11 protein-coding genes are annotated in these 13017 nt (G+C 47.2%); 7 read left to right on the forward strand and 4 right to left on the reverse strand.

Annotated features, from left to right (window positions below; all coding sequences use genetic code 11):
* The first annotated feature begins 24 nt into the window (after positions 1 to 24).
* A complete protein-coding gene (gene ade / locus UNH61_RS27220) occupies positions 25 to 1665 on the forward strand; it encodes an adenine deaminase (RefSeq protein WP_326995154.1) in 1641 nt (546 codons plus the stop codon).
* Positions 1666 to 1682: 17 nt separating this feature from the next.
* On the opposite strand, the gene UNH61_RS27225 is transcribed toward ade, so the two are convergent.
* Positions 1683 to 2792 (reverse strand): anhydro-N-acetylmuramic acid kinase, encoded by a 1110-nt coding sequence (locus UNH61_RS27225; protein ID WP_326995155.1) that lies wholly within the window; start codon positions 2790 to 2792, stop codon positions 1683 to 1685.
* 81 nt (positions 2793 to 2873) lie between these two features.
* Here UNH61_RS27225 and UNH61_RS27230 point away from each other — a divergent pair, with 81 nt between their 5' ends.
* The 5 genes from UNH61_RS27230 to UNH61_RS27250 all read left to right on the forward strand — a co-directional run bounded on the left by UNH61_RS27230 (position 2874) and on the right by UNH61_RS27250 (position 8300).
* Positions 2874 to 4796, forward strand: coding sequence for a von Willebrand factor type A domain-containing protein (locus tag UNH61_RS27230; RefSeq protein ID WP_326995156.1), 1923 nt, complete (start codon positions 2874 to 2876; stop codon positions 4794 to 4796).
* A gap of 43 nt (positions 4797 to 4839) precedes the next feature.
* Entirely contained in the window at positions 4840 to 5493 is a 654-nt protein-coding gene (upp, locus tag UNH61_RS27235) for a uracil phosphoribosyltransferase (protein WP_326995157.1), read from the forward strand.
* 171 nt (positions 5494 to 5664) lie between these two features.
* Complete coding sequence (locus UNH61_RS27240) at positions 5665 to 6678, forward strand: PorP/SprF family type IX secretion system membrane protein (RefSeq protein WP_326995158.1); 1014 nt, start codon at positions 5665 to 5667, stop codon at positions 6676 to 6678.
* Positions 6679 to 6828: 150 nt separating this feature from the next.
* Positions 6829 to 7593 (forward strand): EI24 domain-containing protein, encoded by a 765-nt coding sequence (locus tag UNH61_RS27245; RefSeq protein WP_326995159.1) that lies wholly within the window; start codon positions 6829 to 6831, stop codon positions 7591 to 7593.
* On the forward strand, positions 7593 to 8300 hold the full coding sequence (locus tag UNH61_RS27250; RefSeq protein WP_326995160.1) for an SAM-dependent methyltransferase: 708 nt from the start codon (positions 7593 to 7595) through the stop codon (positions 8298 to 8300). Before UNH61_RS27245 ends, UNH61_RS27250 begins: the two co-directional genes overlap by 1 nt.
* A 120-nt stretch (positions 8301 to 8420) precedes the next feature.
* Here UNH61_RS27250 and UNH61_RS27255 read toward each other — a convergent pair whose 3' ends face one another.
* Both UNH61_RS27255 and UNH61_RS27260 read right to left on the reverse strand, forming a co-directional pair.
* Positions 8421 to 8810, reverse strand: a complete 390-nt coding sequence (locus UNH61_RS27255) for a hypothetical protein (protein WP_326995161.1) — start codon at positions 8808 to 8810, stop codon at positions 8421 to 8423.
* 23 nt (positions 8811 to 8833) lie between these two features.
* Complete coding sequence (locus tag UNH61_RS27260; protein ID WP_326995162.1) at positions 8834 to 10207, reverse strand: M20/M25/M40 family metallo-hydrolase; 1374 nt, start codon at positions 10205 to 10207, stop codon at positions 8834 to 8836.
* 198 nt (positions 10208 to 10405) lie between these two features.
* On the opposite strand from UNH61_RS27260, the gene bshA reads away from it, so the two are divergent.
* Entirely contained in the window at positions 10406 to 11545 is a 1140-nt protein-coding gene (gene bshA, locus UNH61_RS27265) for an N-acetyl-alpha-D-glucosaminyl L-malate synthase BshA (RefSeq protein WP_326995163.1), read from the forward strand.
* On the opposite strand, the gene UNH61_RS27270 is transcribed toward bshA, so the two are convergent.
* A complete protein-coding gene (locus UNH61_RS27270; RefSeq protein WP_326995164.1) occupies positions 11542 to 12936 on the reverse strand; it encodes a peptidoglycan DD-metalloendopeptidase family protein in 1395 nt (464 codons plus the stop codon). The genes bshA and UNH61_RS27270 overlap by 4 nt on opposite strands.
* Positions 12937 to 13017: the final 81 nt, after the last annotated feature.

Consider the following 13017-nt stretch of genomic DNA (forward strand, 5'->3'; position numbering starts at 1 on the left):
CCCGCTATTCCTTAGCTTTACGCCATGAATACACTTCAGATTTCAGGTAATCTTGTGGACCTATTTCAACAGGAGATCTATCCTGCTACTGTCTACATCTCCAATGGTTATATCTCTAAAATTGAACGTAATAATAACAGCTATCCGCATTATCTGCTGCCAGGTTTCACTGATGCCCACGTACACGTGGAAAGCTCCATGCTCATCCCTTCCGAATTTGCAAGGCTGGCAGTGGTACATGGTACAGTGGCCACAGTGAGCGATCCCCACGAAATAGCTAATGTGTTGGGCGTAAAAGGGGTGGAATACATGCTGGAAAATGGCAGCAAAGTACCTTTCCATTTCAATTTCGGCGCGCCATCCTGTGTACCTGCCACTACATTTGAAACAGCCGGCGCCACCGTTGATGTAGCCGACATTGAAGCGCTAATGCAACGGAACGATATCCGTTATCTCGCTGAAATGATGAATTTTCCCGGAGTGCTGAACAGAGATACTGAAGTGATGGCTAAAATAGCAGCGGCCCATAAAGCTGGTAAACCTGTTGACGGCCATGCTCCCGGCCTGCGTGGCGAGGTTGCCCGTGAATACATCGCTGCCGGCATTAGTACGGATCATGAATGCTTCACGATGGAAGAAGCATTGGATAAACTGAAATATGGCATGCATATACTTATCCGTGAAGGAAGCGCCGCCCGGAATTTCGAGGCACTATACCCCCTGCTCAACGAGCATTCAGAAAAAATCATGTTCTGCAGCGACGATAAGCATCCCGACAACCTCGTGGAAGGCCATATTAACCAGCTGGTCAGAAGAGCGCTGGCTCACGGTATCGATCTTTTCAAAGTACTCAGAGCAGCCTGTATCAACCCGGTACTGCATTATAAACTGACTCACGGCCTGCTGAGGGAAAACGATCCCGCTGATCTTATTGTTGCTGATGACCTCCGGCATTTCAATATTCTTGCTACTTATATCAATGGCACTAAGGTGGCAGAAAACGGCACTTCCCTTATTGCGTCAGTTCCTTCAACACCGGTTAATAACTTTGTTGGACAGGAGATCAGCACAACTGATATTCGTGTATCCGTTAACGATAGCACCCTGCAACAACAGGAAATAAAAGTAATAGAAGCATTGGACGGACAACTGATCACTAATGCCCTTACAATGCAGATGCCTGTAAACAACGGCGTTGTTGACAGCAATCCTGTGGAAGATGTTTTGAAACTTGTAGTAGTGAACAGGTACCGCAAAGCTCCACCAGCTGTGGCATTCATTCGTGGATTCGGTCTGAAACGGGGCGCCATTGCATCTTCAGTAGCACATGACAGTCATAATATCATCGCCACTGGCAGCGACGACGAAAGCATTATAGCCGCCATTAATGCTGTAATAAGAGAAAAAGGCGGCATCAGTGTTGCCGGCAATCACCAAACGGAAGTGCTCCCGCTTCCTGTGGCCGGGCTAATGAGCCATCTTGACGGATATGCTGTAGCTGCACAATACAGCGCGCTCGACAAAGCAGCTAAGGAATTGGGGGCATCTCTTGCCTCTCCCTTTATGACATTATCTTTTATGGCATTACTGGTGATTCCGCATTTAAAGCTAAGCGATAAGGGATTGTTTGACGGGGATAGTTTCCAACTGTTAACTAATAGCTAACAGCTGGAAACCAGCGATTAGTGGCTGCTCCAGAGTGCTCCGTTGATGGAATTCCTCGATGCGCCGGTTACATCGCTCATAATATTCTCTTCCTGACGCCAGCGCAGGGTTCCTATAAACGCCATAATCAGGGCTTCTTTAAAGCTGATGGTTTGTTCGTCAGGTACCGTTACGGTGATACCCAGCGGCGTCAGATGCTGCTGTAACGTTTCCACAAGGAAGGTATTAAATGCACCTCCTCCTGTTACCAGCATTCCTGCCGGCCCTTCAGGCATCTGTGTTTTCAGGGCTTTGGCTGCTTCAGCAATCTGCATGGCGATATGTTCCACATAGGTGCGGAGCTTTCCCTGCACAGAAATGTGAAGCGCATTTATCATCGGTAAAATGGTATCCGTGCCGAAATCGTTGGCCAGTGATTTGGGCCAGGGCGCCTTGTAGTAATCCAATTGATTCAGTTGGCCGAGCAGCGGACTGTCTACAGTACCACCTGCTGCAAGTCTGCCGCCATCGTCGTAAGGCTTGTGAAGTGCGGCGGCCAGTTCATTCAACACGCGGTTAGCCGGACAAACATCGAATGCCGTAAAGCGTTCCGGGAGTTGTGCCGAAATATTTGCGATTCCACCCAGGTTGAGCCAGAACTGATACCCTGGCAACAACAACTTCTCCCCTATTGGTACAATTGGTGCTCCCTGGCCACCCAGGGCCACATCTACCGCCCGCAGGTCGGTGATCACAGGCAATCCGGTTGCTGCTGTAATAGCCGCACCATCGCCCAATTGGGCAGTCATCCGCTGTGCCGGCATATGAAAAGTGGTATGTCCGTGAGAGGCGATGAAATGCACCTTGTGATCCAGTTCATTCTTCTCTATGAACGACAGTATACGCCTGCCTGTGTAATGACCGTAATCGGTATGCAGCAGCATATATTCCCTTGCCGGCAAAGAAGTAGCCGCAGACAGCCGCTCCACCCATTCCGGCTCATAGGGCAGGCTTTCAGCTGCCCGGATGGCATAGGTCCATTGGCCGCGAACCTCCGTCAGTTCTGCAAAAACTATATCTAATCCGTCCAGCGAGCTGCCAGACATAGTGCCTATCACGTTGTATACCATTGCGAAAAATTTCAACAAAGGTAGTTTTTAAAAATTTTTCCTGCTATTTATGGAAAGCGGCTGTATGTCGTCATCCTATTGACAGAAAAACATACCGCCATGAAGAAATATCTCTTTTTTCTGTTGCTGGGCTGCCTGACAGCCTTTACTGCACTGGCCCGGCAAAAAAGAACAATAACCGGCACTGTGGTGAACTACGCTAATAATCAGCCCATCAGCGGTGTTCAGGTCAATGAAAAAGGCACTAAAAATACCGTAACTACTGATAAAAGCGGCAGATTCGCTATTACTACCAGACCCGGACAAGTGGTATTAGCAGCTACCTATTCCGGATATAAGCCGGAAGAACTCATTATAGGTCCGGAACAATCTACCGTTACTATACATATGAATATACTGGAACAACTCAAGATTCCCCGCGGCCGCTATATCATGCGCAAACCATTGAAAGGGGAACCCGTTGTTTCACCATCCGTGAGTAGCCGAAACATGGCTGCTCCCATTGCCGACTATGCGGCCACCCCACAACTGGAAGGCAAGATGGCAGGGGTTTCCGGCAACCTCGCGGGTTGTTTTGTACCCGCTCCTGCGCCGGGAATACCCAATACGGAAGATTACAGCCCCATCAATGAAAATACTTTCCACCAGGCAACCAACCAGCCGTTAAGTACGTTCAGTATTGATGTAGACAGAGCGTCCTACAGCAACGTGCGCCGGTTCCTGAACAATGGTGAGATGCCCGTACCTGATGCAGTAAGAGTAGAAGAAATGATTAATTATTTTGATTACCAATATAAAGCACCCACCGGAAAAGATCCTGTGGCCATCTATACCGATATGGCGGTATGCCCCTGGAATACAGCCCATCAGCTGGTACGTATTGCACTGAAAAGCAAACAGGTGGATACCCGCGAGCTGCCTCCGTCTAACCTGGTATTCCTGCTGGATGTATCAGGGTCAATGGATGAAGAAAATAAACTTCCGTTAGTGAAAAAGGCATTCAAAGCACTGACCGGGCAATTGCGGCCGCAGGATAAAGTAGCCATTGTTGTATATGCCGGCGCTTCCGGGGTAGTATTGCCGGCAACCAATGGCGGCGATAAGAAGAAAATTCTGGCTGCGTTGGATCAACTCCAGGCTGGTGGCTCTACTGCTGGCGGAGAAGGCATTAAACTGGCTTATCAGATTGCCAGCGAACTCAAATCCCCCAACAGCAATACCCGGGTCATCCTCGCTACAGACGGGGATTTCAATGTGGGTGTATCCAGCGACGGTGAGTTAACCAGGCTTATCGAAAAAGAACGAACGAAAGGTATTTCGCTTTCCGTATTAGGCTTCGGTATGGGCAATTACAAAGATAATAAGCTGGAATTACTGGCCGATAAAGGCAATGGCAATTATGCCTACATCGATAATTTCGAAGAAGCCCGCAGAACCTTCGTAACCGAATTCGGCGGTACGTTATTCACCGTAGCAAAGGATGTTAAATTACAGGTGGAATTCAACCCTCAATTCGTACAGGCATACCGGTTAGTAGGCTATGAAAACAGGGTATTGAGGAATGAAGACTTCAACAACGATCAAAAGGATGCAGGTGATATGGGTGTAGGACACACCGTGACCGCATTATATGAAGTTGTTCCTACCGGTACCAAAGGAGAAAATGTGAACTGGGTAGATCCATTGAAATATCAGCAGGGAAAGATCATAGGCAACAAGAATGAAGTACTGACTGTAAAGCTGCGCTACAAACAGCCGGATGCCAGCCAGAGCCAATTAATGGAAAAGGTGCTGCCCTACAATAATCACGAAATTGATGAAGCACCGGAAGATTTCAGGATGGCAGCAGCTGTAGCTGCATTCGGACAATTGCTGCGCCACTCTGAATTCAAGGGCAATGCTACCTACGACCAGGTACTGAACTGGGCAGGAAAGGCCAGAGGCAATGATCCGGAAGGATACCGGGCTGAATTCATACAGCTGGTTAAAAAGGCTAAGCTGCTTGATAAAGACGGGGAGTAGTTCCACTATTTTTCGGTAATTTGCGCCCTCAAAGGGATAGCACATGATTATCAATTTAAGTGAAACAAATTCGTTGGTAGGTGAATGGTTAAGCGAGATCAGGAATGTAGATGTTCAGCAGGACCGTATGCGCTTCCGGCGCAATATGGAGCGGTTGGGTGAAGTAGCAGCATACGAGATCAGTAAAACACTCGAGTATGAGGAAAAGGAAGTGACAACTCCTATGGGTATCGCTACCTGTAGTGTACTCAAAGCGCAACCGGTGCTGGCAACCATACTCAGAGCAGGACTGGCACTGCATCAGGGCTTGCTTCACTATTTCGACAAAGCCGACCACGCATTCGTTTCCGCATACCGCAAGCATAATCATGATGGCTCTTTCGATATCAGCCTTGAGTATGTAAGCACTCCTTCTATCGACGGGCAGGTACTCATCCTTTCTGATCCCATGCTCGCCACAGGTGCGTCGCTGGTTAAAACCATCGAACACCTGGAAGAAATAGGCAAACCCAGCCATATTCACCTGGTGGTGGCTATTGCCTGCACAGTGGGTATTGAATATGTGCTGCGCAATACCAAATCCACCCTCACTATCTGGGCAGGGGATATTGATGATGAGCTGACCGCGAAAGGCTATATTGTACCTGGATTAGGAGATGCCGGAGATCTGGCCTTCGGAAATAAATTACAACAATAACACGACAAATATCGTTTTAGGAATAGCGGTTTTGTATCTTTAAAAGGAGATCAAAACTGCTATTCCTTTTTTGTCTCATAATTTTTTAATACATGAATTTAATTTGGAATATGATTTAATTAATGTACCTTCACGGGTATTGCATAAACCCTATGCGCCAAGCTTAATACTATGAAAAAAGCTTTACTATTCTTGACCATATTGCTTTATTTTAATTCTGTGCGGGCGCAGGATCCGCACTTTTCTCAGTTTTTTGCTTCACCACTTACCCTTAACCCGGCTTTTACAGGTTTATTTTCAGGAGATTATCGTTTATCAGGTAACTACCGCTCTCAGTGGCGTAGTATATCCACTCCTTTTGTTACCGGTACTGCAGCAGTAGATTTTGGTATTTTGAAAAATGTCATTTCATATACAGACATCTGGGGAGTAGGTTTGATGGCGATGTACGACAGAACGGGCGGTGGTGCGCTGACCTCCACATACCTGTCGTTCAGTACGGCGTATCACAAAGGCCTTGATCCGGAGGGTAATCACACACTGGCTATAGGTTTGCAGGGCACGCTGGTACAAAAGCGGCTGGACAATACCAAATTGCAGTTTGAAAACCAGATAGATAACAATGGTTTCAACCCTTCGATACCCAGCAACGAAACACTGGTGAATCCTAAGATTTCCTACTTCGATCCTAACGTGGGGATTCTGTATAATGGTCTGATTGGCGAAGCATCCAATATCTACCTGGGGGCTTCTTATTATCATATTACTCAGCCTACAGAATCTTTTATGGATCGCACCCAGAACCGTCTGAGTTACCGCTGGACGCTGCATGGCGGAGGCTCCGTGCCGGTAAACGGGAAAGACCGTTTCCATGCGAGTATCCTGTACATGAAGCAAAGCACCGCTACAGAATTCACATTTGGAGGCGCTTATGGCTTCGCACTGACCGACGACAACGACCAACCGACCACCTTCTATCTTGGTAGCTGGTATCGCGCCAAAGATGCCGTTATACCGTATGTTGGGCTGGAAATAAAAGGATTCCAGGTGGGGCTGACTTATGATACCAACGTATCCAGTCTTAAAGCAGCATCCAACTACAGGGGAGGTTTGGAACTTTCCCTCATCTATATTCACACCCGGAACCAGAACAATAAATACAAAACGCTCTGTCCCCGTTTCTAGTAGCAGGTTTACATAATTTCCGGCCGGTTATGCCGACTGACAGGGGGATATCAAAAAAAATCAGGTAAATCATGCGATTTTTGCCTTAGTTTCGTTTTTTCCTGAACAGGGAACAAACAGACATTCTATTACTTAAAAAAAACTCAGGCATTGTTTTCATTCAGAGAAGTACTGTCGGCTGTCCAGTCTTACGGGAAAGCCCATCACTTTATATTGCAACACAAGCTGTGGAAGTGGATCCTGATTCCGGGCATCATTTACTGCCTGTTATTTTTTACCGGATTTTATTTTGTTTGGGGTTATTCCGGCGACTTCGTGGAATACCTGACTAAGCTGTTACATATTACCGAATGGGTACAGGATCTTGAAAGCAGCTGGTTGAGTTTTTTATTTATACTGGTGGCTTTCTCCGTCCGCATTGTATTTGTGTACTGGTATTTCTCCTATTTTAAATACCTGTTTCTGATAGTTGCCTCTCCGGTTTTTTCCTATTTGTCGGAAAAAACGGAGGCTATTCTCGAACACAAGGATTTCCCTTTCAGCTGGGCACAGCTGGGTCAGGATATAGTGCGGGGGATTAAGATGTCGTGCCGCAATATTGTGTACCAGACTGCCGCTATCCTGATATTGCTGCTTGTGTCCTTTATTCCCATTGTTGGATGGCTGACACCAATGGTAGGCTTTTTTATAGAATCCTATTTCTATGGTTTTTCGATGATGGATTATAGCTGTGAGCGTCACCGGCTGAACATGTCACAGAGTATTGCTTTCATCCGCCAGCACAGAGGAATGGCATTGGGCAATGGAATGGTCTTTTATATATTTATGATGATTCCTGTGATAGGCTGGATGCTGGCGCCTTCTTATGCCGTAATTGCAGCTACAATTGACTTACAAAACAAAAGACTGAAATAATGAATACTCCCGGCAAAGTGTTTCTGATCCCGACGGTATTGAGCCCAGATGCGCTATTCAGTATTCCTGCCTATGTAACTGCCATCGTTCAGCAGTTATCTGTTTTTTATGTAGAAAATGAACGGACCGCCCGCCGCTATTTAAAGGCGCTCGACAGAAGTATCAATATAGATGCGCTTCAGTTGTTGCTGATGAATGAAAATCAGCCACCCGACCTTACTTTGGCCAAACAACTATTACTGGAAGGAAAAGATATCGGTATCATGAGTGAAGCAGGATGCCCTGCTATCGCTGATCCTGGCCACCTGATCGTAAAGCTGGCACATAGCATTGATGCCCGGGTGATACCCATGATTGGTCCCAACTCAGTACTCCTGGCGCTAATGGCCTCCGGTATGAACGGCCAGAACTTCCAGTTTGTAGGATACCTGCCTGTTAAACCACCGGAAAGAATAAAGATGATCAGAGAACTGGAACAGGTTTCAGAAAGAAAACGGCAAACCCAGCTGTTCATTGAAACGCCTTACCGCAACAACCAGCTTCTGAAAGACATACTGGATAACTGTAAAGACCATACGCAATTGTGTATTGCCGCAGACATTACCGATCCTGCCGAATTCATTAAAACCAAAACGGTCAAAGAATGGAAGAAGGCACTGCCGGAGCTGCATAAGAGGCCAGCGATTTTTTTGATCTATGCAGGATGAGAATTACGAATTAGGAATTACGAATTACGAAAAAACGGGGAGATAGTAAATGCGAAGATCAACTTCGCTACTATCTCCCCGTTTTTTCGTAATTCGTAATTCCTAATTCGTAATTCCATTCTATGGTAAATCCGATCTCACCGCATCCCGGATAGAAATAATACTGTCAACAATAAAAGGGCTGTAACCTCTCCAGGGAATTGAGCCCAGGTATTCCTTATAGTGCAATTCCACCTGTTTTCCGCTGGCAGTCATCAGTTGTTGTGCAACACGTTCGCTGCTTACGGAGAACTGGAATTCATTGGACTGGATTGTGCCGGCTACTTTTCCCCGGTAGCCCGACTGGATCAATTTGCCTTCGTAGGTTTTAAAGATGTATCCTTTCTGAACAAAGTAATTCAGTTCTCCGGCTTTTACGCCCTGTCCGAAAACAAAATAGTATTTGTAAAAGAATGCACCTCCAAGTACAAGGATAATGATAGATACGACAATAAAGACAAAGCGTCCCATAAATAAGATTTAGTGATGGATGATCAGAAATTCCGATCTACAAGATAAAGCAAAGCTGCCATACCAAAAGCACCCAGTTCCAGTTCTCTTTTATTTACCGCTTCAAACAGGTCATTGGCAGCATGATGCAGATCGAAATAACGCTGCGAATCAGGGGAAAGTTCCGCCATGGGCACGCCCAGCTTTTCATGAAGGAAACCTACATCCACTCCGCCTCCTTCTTCTTCAAAATCGTATATCCCATAGGGTTCAAACAAGGGTTTCCAGCTAATCATCTTTGCCTTTTTGTCAGCATCCATGGAAGTAGAGAATCCGCGGGGAGTAAAGCCACCGCCATCGCTTTCAAGTGCAAAAATGTGTTTTTCGCCACGGGCCTGGGCTTCGGCTGCATATTTGGCGCCGCCCCTGCCGCCATTCTCTTCGTTGGCAAATAAGACTACCCGGAGCGTTCGTTCCGGCTGCATGCCCAGTGCTTTGAATGCACGCAGTACTTCGATCGACTGTACACAACCGGTACCATCATCGTGTGCACCTTCTGCCACATCCCACGAATCGAGGTGACCACCAACTGTGATATATTGATCCGGATACCTGCTACCCCTCAGCTCTGCGACAACATTATGCCCAATGGTGTCTTTCAGCATCATACAATTAGTACGCAGGAATACTTTTGCACTGGCATCGCCTTTCACGCGCTGACTCAGGCGGTCGGCATCTTCCAGACCAATAGCCACTGCCGGTATCTTAGGCCATGCACTGTCGTATTTCATAGCGCCGGTATGAGGAAAATTATTGGCGCCATGCGTCATGGAACGAACAATTACCGCCACCGCACCATACCTCGCAGCACGGCTTGCGCCACTGCCGCGATATTGTACAGCATCTCTGTAGGAGTGAAATGTTTTAACGAAGGTTGGATTGAACGGATAGTTATAAAAAACGATCTTTCCCTTTACCTGGTCTTTCTTTGCTTCCAGGTCATCGAATGAACTTACTTCCAGTACCGGTGCAGTTATCCCTTCCGGGCCACTGCCTACTGAGTTTCCTAATGCCAGTACATTCAGTGGTGGTACGAAATCCCGGCGGGCAGAGATAATCCTGGCTTCTTCCCGCGCCCCTCTTACCCAATGCGGCACCATACATTCCTGCAGGTACACCGTATCTGCTCCGGCAGCTTTCAGGGCCTTTACGCCCCATTGTTCAGCTTTTGGCATCTGAGGGGAGCCGGCCAGCCGGCCGCCGATTTTCTTGGTGAGTGTCCGCAGGTTCTCATAAGCGGTACTATGGGTCAATACTTCATCAGCCAGTTTTCTTAGTGTAACAGAATCCCTGTTCTGGGCCACCAGTATGGTTGGCAGCGAACAGGCCACTAAAATTGGCACTAAATATTTTTTCATCAGCAGGTTAATTTATGGTTAAAACTAATAAAAAAGCACATGGTAAGTAGCTAAATGCTTAAAGCAATATCCAGGTTCCTGCTGGCGCAGGCTGAAAGAGGGTTTCCACTGCATCCTGCCTGCTGTTTACCGGCCATCCACCTTTGACCGCATACTTTCCGCTTTTTAGTACCTTTGCGGGATGTTAAACAAGAACACATGCGAATAGGAATAGTATGTTACCCAACCTACGGTGGTAGCGGGGTACTGGCCACTGAACTGGGTAAGGCCCTGGCAGACAAAGGCCATATGGTCCACTTTATAACTTACCAGCAACCTGTAAGGCTTAACGCGTTTCACGCCAACATATATTATCACGAAGTACAGGTACCCACCTACCCGCTCTTCGATTTTCCGCCTTATGAATCGGCACTCAGCAGTACCATGGTTGATGTAATCATTAACCAGAAACTGGATCTGCTGCACGTACACTATGCCATTCCGCACGCTTCTACTGCCTATATGGCCAAGCAGATTGCCCGGAAACATGGCAGAATAGTGCCATTTATTACTACGCTTCATGGTACAGATATTACCCTCGTAGGAAAGGATAAAACCTATGAGCCGGTGGTTACGTTTTCTATCAATGAATCCGATGCCATCACAGCCGTATCGGAGAACCTGCGCGACGAAACCTATAAGTCGTTTCCCATAGAAAAAGATATATCCGTGATCTACAACTTCGTGGATACACAGCGTTTCAGCCGTCGTGAGATGCCGCATTTCCGCAATGCCATTGCCCCCAACGGCGAAAAGATCCTCCTGCACGTATCCAATTTCCGTAAGGTGAAAAGGGTGCCGGATGTGGTAAAGGTATTTTCAAAGGTTCGACAGGAAATTCCAGCCAAGCTGCTGCTGGTGGGCGACGGGCCAGACAGGCCTACCATAGAATGCCTTTGCAGGGAACTGGGTATTTGTGAAGATGTAAGGTTTGTTGGTAAACAGGAACAACTGGAAGATGTAATGTCTATCAGCGACCTTTTCCTGCTGCCTTCTGAATATGAAAGCTTCGGTCTTGCTGCGCTGGAAGCCATGGCAGCACAGGTACCGGTGATTTCTTCCAATGCTGGCGGTCTTCCGGAAATCAATATACCTGGCCAAACAGGCTATATGAGTGCAGTAGGAGATGTTGACGGTATGGCGGCACATGCCATTAAATTACTGAAAGACGAAACCCTGCTGGCAAAAGTAAGGCGTGGAGCCTTAGAGCAGGCACAACGTTTCCATATCGATAATATCATTCCAAGATATGAAGCGTTGTATGAGGAAGTGCTGCAAAAACAGGTACAGTTGCTTTAACGGGAGCGGATCCATCTTTCCGGGTTCTGTTTAACTGCATTCCGGTATAGTTGTAATTCTATTTCACCATTACCGCTACCCGGAGCGGCAGCAGCCAATCCGAGGGTCTGGCCGCGTTTCACGCTGTTTCCTTTACCCACCCGTACATCCGTTAATCGTACATAGTTGGTAAAATATTTCCCATGGCGCAGGGTAACCATATATCCTGCGCCGGGAATCATAAATACCATAATCACTTCGCCATCAAAGATCGCTTTAACAGCGGCTCCCCTGGAAGTAGCGATGATCACGCCATTATGTTCCACATCAATTTTGCCTATTCTTCCTGCCCCGAAATGTCCTGTAATGCGCCCTGCATCCACCGGCCAGGGTAAGCGGCCCCTGTTCGATTCAAAATCGCGGGAAAGGCTCAGTGCTTCCGGAGTAGCCACCAATACGTCTTCAGTGGAGGTTTTGGCCATAGGTTCATCATCTTCCGTATCCTCTTCCTTTTCTATCTTTTCAGGCTTTATTTTCACTTTCTTTCCAGCTTTCTTTGCAGCATTTGCCGCAGCCAGCGCAGCTTTCCGGCGGGCCTCTGCATGGGCTCTGCGTTTAGCTTCTGCCGCCTTTTTACGGGCCAGCGCCTGGGCGGCCGCTTTTTTCTGAGCAGCAATAATCTCTCTCCGGATGGCGTCCTGGATGGCTTTGTCGACCTGACGAGCTTCTGCCTTACTCTTATTGATCCGCTGTTGTAACTCCTGTTCCTGGTCTTGCAGCTGAGCTATTGTCTGATCTGTTTCCTTCTTATCAGCCATCAGACTCCCGCGTTGTTTCTGCTCTACCCGTAAGGCCCCGGTTCTTTGTGCACGTTGCTCCTGCAGGGCTACCAGCTTCTGGCCCAGCAGGGCTTTAGTAGACAGCATATTTTCGGCTTCCCTCCGCCTGTTCTCCCGGTATTTCTGGAGGTATTGGTACCGGCGCAAGGCATCATTAAAACTGGTGGCAGCAAACAGGAAACTCAATACGCTGTACGAGTCTTTCGTTTTGTAAGTATAAACTATTAGTTGTGCATAGCGCGCCCGGAGTGAATCTACTTCTTTTTCCAGGGTGGTTACATCATTGTTGGTATTGTGGATATCTCCGTTTATCAGGCTGATTTCATTGTTGATGTTCAGGATTTGTTCATTTCTGACAGCAATCTTCTGCTGCAGCTCGTGCTGAAGTGTCTGATTTTTCCGGGTCGATTTTTTGGTTTGCTGCAGCTCTCTGGTGGCTGTTTCTATTTCCTTCAGGAGTTCCTGTTTCCGGTTTTCCAATGCGGCGCGCGACTGCTTACTGCTTTTTTGCGCGTATAGCAGTACAGGTAACAGCCACAAGGCCATCAAAAGAGGGATCAACTTCCGTTTCAAACAATAAGCATTTGGTTAGTGCGATACAAAAAACAAAAAAATAAAAAGCCAATGACCGGTTAACAGTTTTACATCGGCTAT

Source organism: Chitinophaga sp. 180180018-3 (assembly GCF_037893185.1).
Classification (GTDB): Bacteria; Bacteroidota; Bacteroidia; order Chitinophagales; family Chitinophagaceae; genus Chitinophaga.